The organism is Micromonospora sp. NPDC048894, assembly GCF_040649765.1.
GTDB lineage: Bacteria > Actinomycetota > Actinomycetes > Mycobacteriales > Micromonosporaceae > Micromonospora > Micromonospora antibiotica.
Genome location: NZ_JBEZFY010000016.1, coordinates 69,126 through 83,693, shown reverse-complemented (window position 1 = coordinate 83,693; position 14,568 = coordinate 69,126). Strand labels below are relative to the sequence as shown.

Below are 14,568 nucleotides of genomic sequence, written 5' to 3'. Positions count from 1 at the left end.
GGGCGCATCAGTTGGTCACCGGTTCGACGAGGCCCCGCTCGATCAGCCGCGCCACGATCGGGCCGGCCGCCTCGGCCAGCTCGTCGGGGGTGACGTCGTGCGCGGCGGCGAGCAGGGCGAGCTGGTCGCGCAGCGGCAGCCGTCCGTCGCAGCCGCCGACCAGGGCCAGCACCAGCGGGTCGATCTCCTCGCTCCAGCGCAGCCCGTGCGGCATCGTCAGGACCTGCCGGTCCACCGCCCAGCCCTCGTCGCCGATCGTCGCCTCCTGGCGCAGTTGCAGCCCCGGGGCCGCCCGGTAGCGAAGGTCGAGCAGGCCGTCGGCACCGTGGGCACGTAGGAGGTCCTGCCGGTCGAACCAGCCGGCGACCTGGTCGCCCAGGGGTGGCTCGACCCGCTGCCGCAGGTCCTCCACCCGGACGACCGGGTCCTCGTGACCGTTGCGGCGCAGCGAGACGATGCCGAATCCGATCGACTCGACCTTGTGCGCGTCGAACCAGTCCAGCCAGGCTGCCGCCCGGTGCGGGTCGGTCGCCTCGCCGACGTCGGTCAGCCACAGGTGGACGTACGCCATCGGGTCGGCCACCTCGCGCTGGATCACCCAGGCGTCCAGGCCGGTGCCGGCGAACCAGCCGGTCACCCGTTCCGCCCAGTCCTCCCCGGCGACGTGCACCCAGTTGGCGAGGTACTGCATGGTGCCGCCCTCGGTGAGCAGGCCCGGCGCGGCGGCGGCCAGTTCAGCGCCGATCGCGTCGCCGACCCGGCCGGAGTCCCGGTAGACGTGGGTGGTGGTGCCCGGCCCGACCACGAACGGCGGGTTGCTGACCACCAGGTCGAACCGCCGGCCGGCCACCGGGGCGACCAGGTCACCGCGCAGCAGTTCCCAGTCCTGCCCGTTGAGGGCGGCGGTGGTGGCGGCGAAGCGCAGCGCCCGTTGCGACACGTCGGTGGCGGTGACCCGCCGGGCGTGGGTGGCCAGGTGCAGGGCCTGCACCCCGGACCCGGTGCCCAGGTCCAGTGCGGTGTCCACCGGGTGGCGGACGGTCGCGCCGATCAGGGTCTGGGTGGCCCCGCCGATGCCGAGCACGTGTTCGCTGTGCAGCGGTCGACCCGGGCGGGCGCTGGCCGGTACGTCGGCGAGCACCCACCAGGCGTCCCCGTAGGGTTCCAGGTCGACCCCGGCGCGCAGCCCGTCACCGTACGGCTCGACGAGGCCGGCGGCGACGGCGTCGGCGAGGTCGAGCGGGGCGAGCGCGGCGGCGACCGCCGGTTCCGGTTCGGTCTGGTCGCAGATGAACACCCGGATCAGGGTGCCCAGCGGGTCGCGGTCCTCGGTGGCGCGCAGCGCGGCCCGGAAGTCGTTGCGGGCCACCCCGCCGGTGGCCTGCGGGCCGAGTCGGCCGGCGATGCCGTTGGCGGTGAAGTCGGCGCTGGTGAGCGCGGCGCGTAGCGCCTCGACGCCGGCGGGGGAGAGCAGCATGTCGTCACGGTCCACCACGTCATCCTGCCTGGCGTGGGGGCACCGGTGGCGGGCACCCGCTGACTTCCATAACGCCACCTCAATCCCCCGGCCGTTATCTCTGTTACGTACGTCGATGTCTCGTTAGCATTCCCTCCAACATCCGTCGATGGGACGTTCGGGCGGCCCCTGCCTGCCCGGTCGTACCCGGTAGGGAGTTCAGACGATGTCCGACGTGTCCGTCCCCCGGCGTCACGCGCTCCGCGCGGTCGCCGTCGCGGCCACCGCCGCGGCCCTCTCCGTCGCCGCTGGCGCCCCCGCCCTCGCCGCCCCCACCGGACAGATCCGCTACGCCTCCTCCCCGGACGCGATCAGCGGCAGCTACCTGGTCGTGTTGAAGGGCGACGCCGTCGGCACCGCCAACAGCCGGGCCGCCCGGACCGCCGTGCCGGACCGCGCCGCCAGCCTCACCAAGCGGTACGGCGGGAACGTCGCCGACGTCTACAGCGCCGCCCTCACCGGGTTCAGCGCGAAGATGAGCGCCAGCCAGGCCCGCCGGCTCGCCGCCGACCCGTCGGTGGCCTACGTCGAGCAGGACCGGGTGGTGACCGTCCAGGCGACCCAGACCAACCCGCCGTCCTGGGGTCTGGACCGCATCGACCAGCGCAACCTGCCGCTGAACTCCAGCTACACCTACCCGAACACGGCCACCAACGTGCGGGCGTACATCATCGACACCGGCATCCGGACCACCCACACCGACTTCGGCGGCCGGGCCACCTGGGGCACCAACGCGGTCGACTCCAACAACACCGACTGCAACGGCCACGGCACCCACGTCGCGGGCACCGTCGGCGGCACCAAGTACGGTGTGGCCAAGGGCGTGCAGCTGGTCGCGGTGAAGGTGCTCAACTGCCGGGGTCGCGGCAGCACCACCGCTGTGGTCAACGGCATCAACTGGGTGACCGCCAACGCGGTCAAGCCGGCGGTGGCCAACATGAGCCTCGGCGGCGGGGCCAGCACCGCCATCGACAACGCGGTGGCCAGCTCGATCAGCTCGGGCATCACGTACGCGCTGGCGGCCGGCAACTCCAGCGCCGACGCCTGCACCTCCTCCCCGGCACGGGTCGCCTCGGCGATCACCGTCGGCGCCACCACCAACACCGACGCGCGGGCCTCCTACTCCAACTTCGGCACCTGCGTCGACCTGTTCGCGCCGGGCTCGAACATCACCTCGTCCTGGAACACCAACGACACCGCCACCAACTCGATCAGTGGCACCTCGATGGCGTCCCCGCACGTCGCCGGTGCCGCCGCCCTGGTCCTGTCGGCCAACCCCTCGTACACCCCGGCGCAGGTCGCCAGCTCGCTGACCGGCAGCGCCACCCCGAACGTGGTGACCAGCCCCGGCTCGGGCTCGCCGAACCGGCTGCTCTTCGTCGTGAACTGACGCCCCACGGCACCGACGGCCCGGTGGACACCCGTGTCCACCGGGCCGCGCCGCGTCCGGACGCCTCCCGGCGCGGCGGACCGCACCGGATGTCGGCCGGGCGGGCGGCCGGGGCGGGCAGGATGGGGGCATGACGCTCTCGCTGCCCATCGACGGCGAGGCCAACCGGCTGCTGGAGCGCAGCCCACTGGCCCTGCTGACCGGGATGCTGCTCGACCAACAGGTGCCGATGGAGAAGGCGTTCTCCTCGCCGTACGTGCTCGCCCAACGGCTGGGGCACGACCCGGACGCCCGGGAGCTGGCCGGCTACGACCCGCAGGAACTGGTCGAGGTCTTCGCCCGGCCGCCTGCGCTGCACCGGTTCCCGAAGGCGATGGCCGGCCGGGTGCAGCAGCTGTGCCGGATCCTGGTCGACCGGTACGCCGGCGACGCCGGCCGGCTCTGGGCGGACGTCGACGACGGACGGGAACTGCTGCGCCGCATCGCCGACCTGCCCGGCTTTGGCACCCAGAAGGCGCAGATCTTCGTCGCCCTGCTCGGCAAGCGGTACGACGTGCGCCCCGACGGCTGGCGGGAGGCCGCCGGCGGCTACGGCGACCCGGACACCTACCGGTCGGTCGCTGACGTCACCGATGCGGAGTCGCTGCGTCGGGTCCGCGAGTACAAGCAGCAGGTGAAGGCGGCGGCGAAGGCGGACAAGGGCTGACGCAACCGGAGCCGGGTCGGCTCGTTGAGATCCGCGACAGCGGCGACGGGTGGACGATGGCGGACGAGCGGGGGGCGGCGCTGCTGCGCGGCGGGCTGAGCTCACCCCGGACCACCTTCCTGGAGCTCTTCTTCGACCTGGTGTTCGTCTTCGCGTTGACCCGGGTCTCCCAGCGGATCATCGACGACCTGAGCGTCGTCCGTCAGGATCTGCTGGCCGAGATCACCCAGACCCTGGTGATCTTTCTGGCCTTCTGGGCGGTCTGGACGTTCACCGCCTGGGTCACCAGCCGGTACGAACCGGAGCGCCCGGAGATCCAGTTCGTGGTGGTCTACTCGATGCTGGGCAGCATGGTGATGGCGGTCGCCACCCCACGGGCCTTCGACAGCCGGGGGCTGGCCTTCGCCCTCGCGTTCGTGGCGGTGCAGGTGGGGCGACCGCTCTTCCTCACGCTGGCGTTGCGGGGGCATCCACGACGCCTGGTCACCATGCGGGTGGTGGCCTGGGCGGTGATGAGCGCGGTGCCCTGGGTGCTCGGCGCGGTGTTCACCGGGTCGTGGCGGCTGGCCTGCTGGTCGTTGGCCGTCCTCGTCGACTACGCGGGGTTGATGTTCGGTTGGCCGGTGCCCAGGCTCGGCGCGACCCGCACCTCCACCTGGGGGGTGCTGGGGGAACACCTGGCCGAGCGTTACCAGCAGTTCTTCCTGATCGCCCTCGGCGAGAACATCCTCATCATCGGGTTGTCCTTCAGCGGGTACAGCTTTTCCGGGGCCAGCTCGGGGGCCTTCCTGCTGTCCTTCGTGACCACCGTGCTGCTCTGGCGGATCTACTTCCACAGGGCGGGTCACCTGCTCTCCGAGGCGATCCGGGTGGCCGACCGGCCCGGCCGGCTGGGGGAGTCGGTGAGCTGGACCCACCTGGTGATCGTCGCCGGAGTGCTGGCCACGGCCGTCGGCTACGAGCTGGCGATCGTGCACCCGTACCAGCCCACCGAACCGTCCTGGGCGGTCTTCATGATGGGCGGCCCGGCGATCTTCCTGGTCGCCCGCGCCCGCTTCGAGTACGAGATTTTCGGGCGGGTCTCCCGGTCCCGGGTCGTCGGGGTGCTCGCCCTGGCCGCGCTGGTGCCCGTCGTGACCCGGACGGCCACCGTGCTGGCACTGGCTGCGGCGGCCGCCGTGCTGGCGGCGATCACCGTCGCCGACTACCGCCGGGCGCTCGGGCACGCCCCGGAGCGGCCCCGGCCGGCCCTGTGAACCAGCTGCGTCAGTCGGCGCGGGGTCGACCGGCGGTGGGGCGGGGGCGTCCGCCGCAGGTCAGGCGGCGGTGGGGCGGGACAGCGAGGCGAGCGCCCGGCGTACGTCGGCCAGCGAGACGGTGGCCGAGTCGTCCAGGTCGGCCAGGCCGGCCTCGATCCACTGCCGCATCAGCGTGGTGACCCCGATGCCCCGGGCCTCGGCCGCCGCCCGGACCCGCTCGTAGGTGTCCGTCGGCAGGCGTACCGAGCGGCTGACCATCGGCACGTCCGTGTCGGGGGTGGGCAGCTCGACCGGCGGGCTGTCGTCGATCAGGTCGGCGAACGCGTCGTCGCCGTGGAATCGCTTGATGGCCTCGTTACGGTTCATCGCCGTCGCCTCCTCATCGGCGCGTTCTCCGCACGGCCTCGTCGTAGCGCTTGGCCTCGACGTCGCTCAGGTCACGGGCGGAGAGGACGTCCCAGTCGTGGTCGGTGCCGTCGGCCTCGGCGAGCAGGATGGCCAGCCGTCGGCCGCGAGCGCCCGCCGCGTAGACGACCGTCAGGTCCTCACCGAGATGCCGGATCACCCGGCGGGTGCTGTGCAGCGCCTCCCAGACTTCCCCGGGGGTGACGTCGTAGACCCGCAGGTTGGCCAACGCCTCGTCGGTGAAGCTGAACCGGCTGCCCACCGCCGGAGCGTACCACGCACGTAACACGATCCCGGTATGCGTCGATTTTCGCTGATCAAGGTGGTGCGGTGACAGGATGGGGGCAATCCCCTCAGGAGGTCCATGGTGAAGCGTCAGGCGTACCAGCCGATTCTGATCACCGACGCCTCGCGCAGCCAGGACGACCAACTCACCAGCCGGCAGAAGCGGTACGTGCTGATGATGGGCATCCGGGTGGCCTGCGTGATCGCCGGAGCGGTCCTGGTCGGCACCAAGGCCCCGCTGCTCTGGCTCTGGCTGCCCCTGGTGGCGCTGGGCATGATCCTCATCCCCTGGCTGGCGGTGCTGCTCGCCAACGACCGGCCGCCCAAGGAGCAACACCGCCTCGCCACCAGGTTCCAGCCCCGCCACCGCGACGAGACCCCGCCGATGAGCCTCACCGCCGAGGAACGCCCGCACCGGATCATCGACGCCGAACCCTGACGGGGCCAGCCGGTGCGGGCGTAGCCGGCACTGTCACCCGCCGGTCGCCTCCGGCCCGGTGTCACCCGCCGGTCGCCTCCGGCCGGGCACCCACCATCGAGACCGCCAGGGCACCCAGGTCGGCGGCCCGGGTCAACGCGGCCCTCGGGGTCGCGCCGGTGATCCAGGCGGTGAGCAGGCCGGCCGCGAAGGCGTCCCCGGCCCCGGTGACGTCCACCACGGCGACCCGCAGCGACGGGGTCACCCCGACGGTGGCCCGCCGGTCCACCCAGATCGCCCCCGCGCCGCCGCGTTTGACCACCACCCGACGGGCCGCCGCCGACAACGCGCGCGCCTGGGCCGCCGGATCCAGCCCGCCGGCCAGCACCCCCGCCTCGTCCGCGTTGACCAACAGCAGGTCGACGTCGCGTACCCAGGACAGGAAAGCCGCCGCGCCGATCCGCCGCAGCGGCGCGGCGGAGGCGGCGTCGACGCTGGTGGTCAGCCCACGCTCGCGGGCGGCGGCCAACGCGCGCAGCCCGGCCGGTCGCGACCCGGCATCCAGCAGGCAGTACGCGGACAGGTGCAGGTGGGTCGCGTCGGGCACCGCCGCCAGGGCCCGGTCGACGTGCTCGGGGCTCAGCCGCAGGTTCGCCCCCCGCTCGGTGACCATGGTCCGCTCGTCGGCGGTGGCCAGCACGATCACCGTCCCGGTGGTGGCCTGCGGATGCACCTCGACCGCGCAGTCCACCCCGGCCCGTTCCAGCTCGGCCACCCGGTCCCGACCGGCGCCGTCGTCGCCGACCGCGCCGACAAGCGTCACCGGTGCGTGCTGGGCGGCGATCCAGGCGGCGGTGTTGGCCGCCTGACCACCCCCGGTGACCTTGATGGTCGCCGGGGTGTCCGAGCCGGTGGCCAGTGCTCCGGCCAGCACGGCGACCACGTCGGTGATCAGGTCGCCGACCACCACGATCCGACCGGGAGCGGTCATGCGGCGGGGTGTCCGGCCGCCGCGACCGCGATCCGCGCCGCCAGGTCGGCGTTGCGCAGGATGATCCGGACGTTGACCGCCAGGCTGGCGCCCTCGGTGGCCGAGTGGAAGTGGGCCAGCAGGAACGGGGTGACCGCCTTGCCGGTGACGCCGTCGCGGCCCAGCCGTGCCAGCCCCTCGGTGAGGGTGCGGTCGTGCAGCGCCGGGTCGAGCTGCTCGTCGACCGGGAGCGGGTTGGCCACGATCAGGCCGCCACCGTGCACCCCGTGCTGCTCCCGGGCGGCGAGCACCGCGGCGACCTGCTCGGGGGAGTCCACCGACCAGTCCAGGTCGAACCCGGAGTCGGTCAGGTAGAAGCCGGGGAAACGCCGGGTGCGGTAGCCGACCACCCCGACGCCGAGGGTCTCCAACCGCTCCAGGGTGGCCCCGACGTCGAGGATCGACTTGACCCCGGCGCAGACCACCGCGATCGGGGTACGGGCCAGGGTGACCAGGTCGGCCGACTCGTCGAAGGTCTGCGCGGCCTCCCGGTGCACCCCGCCCAGGCCGCCGGTGGCGAAGACCCCGATCCCCGCGGCGGCGGCCACCGCGCTGGTGGCGGCCACGGTGGTGGCGCCGTCCGCGCCGGTGGCCGCGGCCACGGCGAGGTCGCGGACGGAGAGCTTGGCCACACCGTCGACGGTGGCGAGGCGGGTCAGTTGGGCGTCGTCGAGGCCGACGACGAGTTCGCCGCCGACCATTCCGATGGTGGCGGGCACGGCGCCGGCGGCGCGGACGGTCTGCTCGATCTCCCGGGCGACCCGCAGGTTGTCCGGTCGGGGCAGACCGTGCGAGACGATGGTGCTCTCCAGGGCGACGACGGGACGGCCGTCACGCAGGGCTTCGGCGACCTCGGTTCCGGGTCGGAGGTGAAAGGTGGTCACGTCAGCTACCGTAACTGGCCGCCGACGGGGTGGGCTGCGGTGGACCGGACCCGGTCGACCTGCCAAACTTGTGCAGTTGGAGGTGTGACTGTGAGTACAGAGGTTCTTGAGCGTCCCGAGTTGAAGGACGCCGACACCGGTCCCGAGATGTTCCATTACGTACGCAAGGAGAAGATCGCCGAGAGTGCCGTGATGGGCACCTACGTGGTGGCGCTCTGCGGCGAGACGTTCCCGGTGACCAAGGCCGCCAAGCCCGGCTCGCCGGTCTGCCCCAAGTGCAAGGAGATCTACGACTCGTACCGTGAGTGATCCGGGGCGGTCCGGCGGGCCGCACCCGTACCCTTCGGCGGTGTGACCACCTCCACCGCGCTGCTCCTGGCCGACCTGACCGGGGTGGCCGTCTTCGCCGCCTCCGGCGCCTCCGCGGCGGTGGCCAAGCGGCTCGACCTGTTCGGCGTCGTCTTCGTCGGGTTCGTCGCCGCGCTGGGCGGTGGGATCTTCCGTGACCTGGTCATCGACGAGGTCCCGCCGCTGGCCTTCGCCGACTGGCGCTACGCCGCCACCGCCGCGGTCAGCGCCACCGCCGTGTTCTGGCTGCACCCGCAGTTCGCCCGGCTGCGCACCAGCGTGCTGGTGCTCGACGCCGCCGGTCTGGGCCTGTTCACCGTCACCGGCACACTCAAGGCGCTCGACGCCCGGGTCCCGGCGGTCGGCGCGGTGGTGATCGGCATGCTCACCGCGATCGGCGGAGGGCTGGGCCGGGACCTGCTCACCGCCGAGATCCCGGTGGTGCTGCGCCGGGAGATCTACGCCGTCGCCGCGCTCGCCGGATCGATCATGGTGGTGCTGCTGGCGGCGCTCGGGTACGCCGGGGTGGGCGGGCTGACCGCGGCGGCACTGCTGGTCTTCGTCCTGCGCCTGGTGGCGCTGCGGCGGCGGTGGTCGGCCCCGGTTGCCACGATGCGCCCCCCGCAGACCGGGCCCGGCCACCCCGGCTTCTGATCCACCTCGCCCCGTGCCCCACATCTCGCGACGGCGCTGGTCGGGGCGGCGGGCGTGGTGTCGGCTGGGGTTGCCGGGCGCGGCTGGTTATGCTGGGCCGGCCTTCGCGGCAGGCCCTGCGCGGAGGCGTTTTCATGGGCGGCGGAACCGTGGCCCTCGGCCCGGATCCGCCTCGTGCGGTCGGAGAGGAGCCTCGGGTGGCACCCCGGTTGCCGGCGTTGGAGACGTTCCCACCCCTGCGTGCCTGGCAGCGCAAGGCGATGGTGGAATACCTGCGCCGTCGTACCGACGACTTCACCGCGGTCGCCACCCCCGGCGCCGGCAAGACCACCTTCGCCCTGCGGATCGCCGCCGAGCTGCTGGTCGACGGCACCGTCGAGGCGGTCACCGTGGTCGCCCCGACCGAGCACCTCAAGACCCAGTGGGCGCAGGCCGCCGCCCGGGTCGGCATCCAGCTCGACTCCGCGTTCCGCAACGCCGACCTGCACTCCGCCGCCGACTTCCACGGCGCGGTCGTCACCTACGCCCAGGTCGGGATGGCCCCGCAGGTGCACCGGCGGCGCACCATGACCCGCCGCACCCTGGTCATCCTCGACGAGATCCACCACGCCGGGGACTCCCGCTCCTGGGGCGACGGGGTCAAGAACGCCTTCGAACCCGCCGTACGCCGGCTGATGCTCACCGGCACGCCGTTCCGCTCCGACGACAACCCGATCCCGTTCGTCAGCTACGAGCGCGGCGGTGACGGGCTGCTGCGGTCCCGCGCCGACTCGGTCTACGGCTACGCCGACGCGCTGCGCGACGGCGTCGTACGCCCGGTGCTGTTCCTGGCGTACTCGGGGGAGACCCGGTGGCGTACCAACGCCGGGGACGAGTTGGCGGCGCGGCTCGGTGAGCCGATGACCCAGGACCTGATCGCCCAGGCCTGGCGGACCGCCCTCGACCCGGCCGGGGACTGGATGCCGCAGGTGCTGCGGGCGGCCGACGCCCGGCTGACCGTGCTGCGTAACGCCGGGATGGCCGACGCCGGTGGCCTGATCATCGCCAGCGACCAGCAGACCGCCCGTTCGTACGCCAAGCTGATCGAGCAGGTGACCGGGGAGAAGGCCACCGTGGTCCTCTCCGACGACCAGGGGGCGTCCGCGCGGATCGCGTCGTTCGCGGCGTCCACCCAACGGTGGCTGGTGGCGGTCCGGATGGTCTCCGAGGGCGTCGACATCCCCCGGCTGGCCGTCGGGGTGTACGCCACCAGCGCCAGCACCCCGCTCTACTTCGCCCAGGCCATCGGCCGGTTCGTCCGGGCCCGTCGCTCCGGTGAGACGGCCTCGGTGTTCGTGCCGAGCGTGCCGCACCTGCTGGGCCTGGCCAGCGAGATGGAGGCCGAGCGGGACCACGTGCTGGGCAAGCCCAAGGACCGGGAGGGCTTCGACGACGAGCTGCTGGAGCGCGCCCAGCGCGACGACCAGGCCAGCGGCGAGCTGGAAAAGCGGTTCACCGCGCTGTCCGCGACCGCCGAGCTGGACCAGGTGATCTTCGACGGGGCGTCCTTCGGTACCGCCGCCCAGGCCGGCACCCCCGAGGAGGAGGAATATCTGGGGCTGCCCGGCCTGCTCACCGCCGCCCAGGTGTCGCAGCTGCTGACCAAACGCCAGGCCGACCAGCTCGCCGCGCAGCGCCGCCGGGCAGCCACCCGGGCCGCTGAGCCGGCCGCTGCGCCCCCCGCTGCCCCCGTGGTACCCCTGAGTGCCGCCCAGCGCCGCGTGGCGCTACGGCGTCAACTGAACGCCCTGGTGGCCGCCCGGCACCACCGCACCGGCCTGCCCCACGGCAAGATCCACGCGGAACTCCGCCGACTCTGCGGCGGCCCCCCCAGCGCCCAGGCCACCATCGAACAACTCGAAGAACGCATAGCCACCCTCCAAACCCTCTGACCGCCCCGCTGCCCCCGTCCCCGGGTCTCCCCGGCTCTCCCCGGCGGTCCCGTCCCGCTCCCTCGTCCCGTGGTCTCCCCGGCGGTCCCGTCCCGTGGTCTCCCCGGTGATCAAGAGGTTTGGGTCAGAAACAGGCGCTTCGGTGACCGAAACCTCTTGATCACCGGGGGCGGCGGCCGGGACGGGGAGCGGGACTGGTGGCGGGAGGGGACGGGGCGGGTAGTGGGGTGGGCGGGTAGTGGGGTGGGGTGGGTAGCGAAAAGCTGGGCGGGGGCACCCTCAGGGTGCCCCCGCCCAGCTATGTCGTCGTAGGGGTTGCCGGGTCAGTTCGCCATCAGATCGGCGCCTCGCCAGCTGAACTCCGGGTCCGTCGCGAACTTCACCGTGATCTTCACGAGATCCTCGGCGTACTTGTTCGCGTGGTGCCCACAGAACACCAACTCGCTCCCACCCGCCAGAGTGATACGGAGCTTGCCGGCAGCATTGCAGCGGTCGCACCGTTCATCGGCGGCTGGGGGAGCCACCGTTTCGGGCGGCGGCGTGAGGGTCGGGGTCATCGCCTTCCTCCTCTGGTCGTCACCGATGAACACTCTCTTCGGTCGTTGCTCACTCATCGTGCAACACCCTTACCGGGCCCCGCCTTCCCAGTGTGCCCGCGGGGGACCGAGGTCACACCTGACGGGAAGGACAGTGTGCCGTGCTACCAGGGTGCCACGTCAACGATCACAAACGCGTGTTGGACCGGTCACCTTCGCATGTTCTACGCCTGGTGATCAATCCGACACGACGGGTTGACGTGAACGGCTCAGTCCAGGTAGTCCCGGAGCACCTGGGAGCGCGACGGGTGCCGGAGCTTGGACATCGTCTTGGACTCGATCTGCCGGATCCGTTCCCGGGTCACCCCGTAGACCTGGCCGATCTCGTCGAGGGTACGCGGCTGGCCGTCGGTCAGGCCGAAGCGCAGCCGTACCACCCCCGCCTCGCGCTCGGAAAGCGTCTGCAGGACCTGCTGGAGCTGGTCCTGCAACAGCGAGAACGAGACGGCGTCGACGGCGACCACGGCCTCCGAGTCCTCGATGAAGTCGCCGAGCTGGCTGTCGCCCTCGTCACCGATGGTCTGGTCGAGCGAGATGGGCTCCCGAGCGTACTGCTGGATCTCGAGGACCTTCTCGGGTGTGATGTCCATCTCCTTGGCGAGCTCCTCCGGGGTGGGCTCGCGACCCAGGTCCTGGAGCAGCTCGCGTTGGATCCGGCCGAGCTTGTTGATCACCTCGACCATGTGCACCGGGATGCGGATGGTGCGGGCCTGGTCGGCCATCGCCCGGGTGATCGCCTGCCGGATCCACCAGGTGGCGTACGTGGAGAACTTGTAACCCTTGGTGTAGTCGAACTTCTCGACCGCGCGGATCAGGCCGAGGTTGCCCTCCTGGATCAGGTCGAGGAAGGCCATCCCCCGCCCGGTGTAGCGCTTGGCCAGCGAGACGACCAGCCGGAGGTTCGCCTCCAGCAGGTGGTTCTTGGCGCGCTCGCCGTCCCGGGAGATCCACAGCAGGTCGCGCTGCATGTCGCGGGTGAGCTTCTCCTCGCCGTCGTCGGCGGCGCGCAGCCGCTCGGCGGCGTAGAGCCCGGCCTCGATCCGCTTGGCCAGCTCGACCTCCTGCTCGGCGTTGAGCAGCGGAACCTTGCCGATCTGCTTGAGGTACGCCCGGACGGAGTCGGCGGAGGCGGTGAGTTCCGCGTCCCGCCGCGCCTGCTTGAGCGCCTCGGACTCCTCGTCGTCCCACTCGAAGTCGTTGTCGGTGGCGGAGGCGGCGGCATCGGTCTCGGCGGCCCGGGTCAGCTCGGCCGGCTCCTCGACCACCACGTCCTCGATCTCGGCGGCCAACTGCTCGGGATCGATCTCGCCCTCGGCGCCCTCGCCCTTGGTGGCGACCTTGCCGGCACCGGCGGCGGCCACCGTGGCCTTGGTGGCCCGGGTGGACTTGGTCGCCTTGGCGGCCGGCGCGGCGGCCTTGGCGGCCACCCCCGCCGTGGTGGCCGCCTTGCGGGGGGCCACCTTGCGCGGGGTGGGCGCGGTGGCCTCGTCGGCGGCGGGCGCCTGCTTCGGAGCCGGTGCGACGGCCTTCTTGGTGGTCTTGGCGGTGGTGGCGCGCGAGGCCGGGGTGGCCGACCGGGCGGCGGCCACCCGACGGGGGCGGGTGCTGGCGGAGCCGTCGACCACCACGGTCACGCCCGCCTCGGAGAGCGCCCGCAGGATCTTCTTGGCCTGGGCCGGGGTCACCTCGGCGGACTCGACGGTGCGCGCGAGCTGGGCCGACGTCAGCTGACCACCGGCGCTCTGGGCGTGGGCGATCAGGGTGTCGGTGAGCGAGCGAACGTCGGCGCCGGGCTGGCGGGGTTCTGTCACGAATGACCTTCCGGAGGCGAAGAGCGAGCACGGCCGGGGTCGTCCGGCGCAGCGTGGCGTGCCGTGCCGTGCGATGTCGTTGAGTGACCCCCGTGTCCCGGGCCGGCTGTGCGGCTGCGGTCCGTGGCGCGTGGGCAGGGTGAATTGTAACCCCGGTTGCCGCGATCATCCTGCGGCGCACGGCAACCGGCCGTCTGTACCGCCGGTTCGGCCCGGATGTCGACTTTGTGGCCACCCGCTCGGACCGGGTCGGACGGGCCGTCGATCGGGGCCCGGACCTGCTGCCACACCGGCGGGGTCCGGGCGTGACGCGGGCTGCCTATGCTGTCCGGAGGAGATCGACGATGCGCGGTGGGGCGCGCGTGTCGCACCGGACGGCAGGCGCGGCGGCCGGTGGGTCCCCGGCCGTGGGGGCCCGGTTGGTGCGTCCGGTGCCGCAGGGCGGCGCGAGAGGGGCAGTTTCGATGACCGGTTCGACACCGACACCGCAGGATCTGCTTGAGATCGCGATCCCGGTGGCCCGGGACGCCGCCACGACCGCCGCCCGGATGCGGGTCGAGGGGGTCTCGGTCGCGGCCACCAAGAGCACCGTCACCGACGTGGTCACCGCCGCCGACCGGGCTGTGGAGCGGCAGGTCCGCGACGCCCTGCGCGCGGCCCGGCCGGACGACGCGGTGCTCGGCGAGGAGTACGGCGGGGTGCAGGCCGGTGCGGTCGGGGCGGGTGGGGTGCGCTGGATCGTCGACCCGATCGACGGCACGGTGAACTACCTCTACGGGTTGCCGTACTGCGCGGTGTCGCTCGCCGCCGAGGTGGACGGCGAGGTCGTCGCCGGGGTGGTCCGCAACGTGTCGACCGGCGAGGAGTGGACCGCCACCGCGGGGGGCGGCGCCTGGCGGGACGGCACCCGGCTGCGTTGCTCCACCGAAACCGACCTGGGGCAGGCGCTGGTCGCCACCGGGTTCGGCTACGACGCCGGTCGCCGCCGGCACCAGGCCCGGGTGGTCGCCGCGCTGATCGGGGAGGTCCGGGACATCCGGCGGATGGGGGCGGCGGCACTGGATCTCTGCCTGGCCGCCGAGGGGCGGGTGGACGCCTACTTCGAGAAGGGGCTGGCCGCCTGGGACCTGGCCGCCGGGGGACTGGTCGCCGCAGAGGCCGGGCTGCGGGTGACCGGGCTGAACGGCCGGCCCGCCGGCCCCGACCTCGTCATCGCGGCCCCACCGGCGCTGTTCGCGCCCCTGCACACCCGGTTGGCCGCCCTGGACGCCTCCGGCGGCCCCTGACCCCGCCGGCCCGGCGTTCGGTCGTCCCCGACCCCGGTCGGTCGTCCCC

At 72.9% G+C, this 14,568-nt stretch carries 15 protein-coding genes; 8 read left to right on the top strand and 7 right to left on the bottom strand.

The genetic code is table 11. The features are described 5' to 3' along the window. Window positions 1–7: 7 nt before the first annotated feature. On the bottom strand, window positions 8–1,492 hold the full coding sequence (locus AB0C22_RS26890) for a methyltransferase (protein WP_219468649.1): 1,485 nt from the start codon (window positions 1,490–1,492) through the stop codon (window positions 8–10). 190 nt (window positions 1,493–1,682) lie between these two features. On the opposite strand from AB0C22_RS26890, the gene AB0C22_RS26885 reads away from it, so the two are divergent. The 3 genes from AB0C22_RS26885 (at window position 1,683) to AB0C22_RS26875 (ending at window position 4,868) form a co-directional block, all read left to right on the top strand. Further along, on the top strand, window positions 1,683–2,906 hold the full coding sequence (locus tag AB0C22_RS26885; RefSeq protein ID WP_208569548.1) for a S8 family peptidase: 1,224 nt from the start codon (window positions 1,683–1,685) through the stop codon (window positions 2,904–2,906). Window positions 2,907–3,036: 130 nt separating this feature from the next. Beyond that, the gene (locus tag AB0C22_RS26880; protein WP_219468652.1) at window positions 3,037–3,612 is read left to right on the top strand and encodes an HhH-GPD-type base excision DNA repair protein; all 576 of its coding nucleotides are present in this window, start codon (window positions 3,037–3,039) and stop codon (window positions 3,610–3,612) included. A gap of 56 nt (window positions 3,613–3,668) precedes the next feature. Beyond that, window positions 3,669–4,868, top strand: a complete 1,200-nt coding sequence (locus AB0C22_RS26875) for a low temperature requirement protein A (protein WP_357537763.1) — start codon at window positions 3,669–3,671, stop codon at window positions 4,866–4,868. A gap of 60 nt (window positions 4,869–4,928) precedes the next feature. On the opposite strand, the gene AB0C22_RS26870 is transcribed toward AB0C22_RS26875, so the two are convergent. After that, window positions 4,929–5,237, bottom strand: a complete 309-nt coding sequence (locus AB0C22_RS26870) for a hypothetical protein (RefSeq protein WP_208569545.1) — start codon at window positions 5,235–5,237, stop codon at window positions 4,929–4,931. 13 nt (window positions 5,238–5,250) lie between these two features. Next, window positions 5,251–5,538, bottom strand: coding sequence for a hypothetical protein (locus tag AB0C22_RS26865; RefSeq protein ID WP_308291061.1), 288 nt, complete (start codon window positions 5,536–5,538; stop codon window positions 5,251–5,253). Window positions 5,539–5,640: 102 nt separating this feature from the next. On the opposite strand from AB0C22_RS26865, the gene AB0C22_RS26860 reads away from it, so the two are divergent. Continuing rightward, complete coding sequence (locus tag AB0C22_RS26860) at window positions 5,641–6,000, top strand: DUF3099 domain-containing protein (RefSeq protein ID WP_204923972.1); 360 nt, start codon at window positions 5,641–5,643, stop codon at window positions 5,998–6,000. A gap of 61 nt (window positions 6,001–6,061) precedes the next feature. On the opposite strand, the gene AB0C22_RS26855 is transcribed toward AB0C22_RS26860, so the two are convergent. Both AB0C22_RS26855 and AB0C22_RS26850 read right to left on the bottom strand, forming a co-directional pair. After that, entirely contained in the window at window positions 6,062–6,970 is a 909-nt protein-coding gene (locus AB0C22_RS26855) for a PfkB family carbohydrate kinase (RefSeq protein ID WP_208569543.1), read from the bottom strand. Next, complete coding sequence (locus tag AB0C22_RS26850) at window positions 6,967–7,893, bottom strand: pseudouridine-5'-phosphate glycosidase (protein WP_219468661.1); 927 nt, start codon at window positions 7,891–7,893, stop codon at window positions 6,967–6,969. Before AB0C22_RS26850 ends, AB0C22_RS26855 begins: the two co-directional genes overlap by 4 nt. Window positions 7,894–7,977: 84 nt before the next feature. Between AB0C22_RS26850 and AB0C22_RS26845 the strand changes: the two genes are divergently transcribed. The 3 genes from AB0C22_RS26845 to AB0C22_RS26835 all read left to right on the top strand — a co-directional run bounded on the left by AB0C22_RS26845 (window position 7,978) and on the right by AB0C22_RS26835 (window position 10,826). Continuing rightward, window positions 7,978–8,202 (top strand): DUF3039 domain-containing protein, encoded by a 225-nt coding sequence (locus AB0C22_RS26845; protein ID WP_176739083.1) that lies wholly within the window; start codon window positions 7,978–7,980, stop codon window positions 8,200–8,202. A gap of 42 nt (window positions 8,203–8,244) precedes the next feature. Further along, window positions 8,245–8,895, top strand: a complete 651-nt coding sequence (locus AB0C22_RS26840) for a trimeric intracellular cation channel family protein (protein ID WP_208569541.1) — start codon at window positions 8,245–8,247, stop codon at window positions 8,893–8,895. Window positions 8,896–9,092: 197 nt separating this feature from the next. Further along, window positions 9,093–10,826 carry a DEAD/DEAH box helicase gene (locus AB0C22_RS26835; RefSeq protein WP_219468668.1) on the top strand — a complete coding sequence of 578 codons (1,734 nt, stop codon included), beginning with the start codon at window positions 9,093–9,095 and terminating at the stop codon, window positions 10,824–10,826. A gap of 323 nt (window positions 10,827–11,149) precedes the next feature. Here the strand turns inward: AB0C22_RS26835 and AB0C22_RS26830 are convergent, their stop codons facing one another. Both AB0C22_RS26830 and AB0C22_RS26825 read right to left on the bottom strand, forming a co-directional pair. Beyond that, window positions 11,150–11,383, bottom strand: a complete 234-nt coding sequence (locus AB0C22_RS26830) for a hypothetical protein (RefSeq protein ID WP_088646450.1) — start codon at window positions 11,381–11,383, stop codon at window positions 11,150–11,152. 248 nt (window positions 11,384–11,631) lie between these two features. Beyond that, window positions 11,632–13,233, bottom strand: a complete 1,602-nt coding sequence (locus tag AB0C22_RS26825; RefSeq protein ID WP_219468671.1) for an RNA polymerase sigma factor — start codon at window positions 13,231–13,233, stop codon at window positions 11,632–11,634. Between the two features lie 464 nt (window positions 13,234–13,697). Between AB0C22_RS26825 and AB0C22_RS26820 the strand changes: the two genes are divergently transcribed. Next, window positions 13,698–14,519: an inositol monophosphatase family protein gene (locus AB0C22_RS26820; protein WP_357537760.1), complete on the top strand. Its 822-nt coding sequence runs from the start codon at window positions 13,698–13,700 to the stop codon at window positions 14,517–14,519. The last annotated feature ends 49 nt before the right edge of the window (window positions 14,520–14,568 follow it).

Coding starts and splice junctions, on each gene's coding strand:
- AB0C22_RS26860 (WP_204923972.1), top strand. CDS start 5,641: ATGGTGAAGCGTCAGGCGTACCAGCCGATTCTGATCACCGACGCCTCG.
- AB0C22_RS26875 (WP_357537763.1), top strand. CDS start 3,669: ATGGCGGACGAGCGGGGGGCGGCGCTGCTGCGCGGCGGGCTGAGCTCA.
- AB0C22_RS26870 (WP_208569545.1), bottom strand. CDS start 5,237: ATGAACCGTAACGAGGCCATCAAGCGATTCCACGGCGACGACGCGTTC.
- AB0C22_RS26885 (WP_208569548.1), top strand. CDS start 1,683: ATGTCCGACGTGTCCGTCCCCCGGCGTCACGCGCTCCGCGCGGTCGCC.
- AB0C22_RS26855 (WP_208569543.1), bottom strand. CDS start 6,970: ATGACCGCTCCCGGTCGGATCGTGGTGGTCGGCGACCTGATCACCGAC.
- AB0C22_RS26830 (WP_088646450.1), bottom strand. CDS start 11,383: ATGACCCCGACCCTCACGCCGCCGCCCGAAACGGTGGCTCCCCCAGCC.
- AB0C22_RS26820 (WP_357537760.1), top strand. CDS start 13,698: ATGACCGGTTCGACACCGACACCGCAGGATCTGCTTGAGATCGCGATC.
- AB0C22_RS26880 (WP_219468652.1), top strand. CDS start 3,037: ATGACGCTCTCGCTGCCCATCGACGGCGAGGCCAACCGGCTGCTGGAG.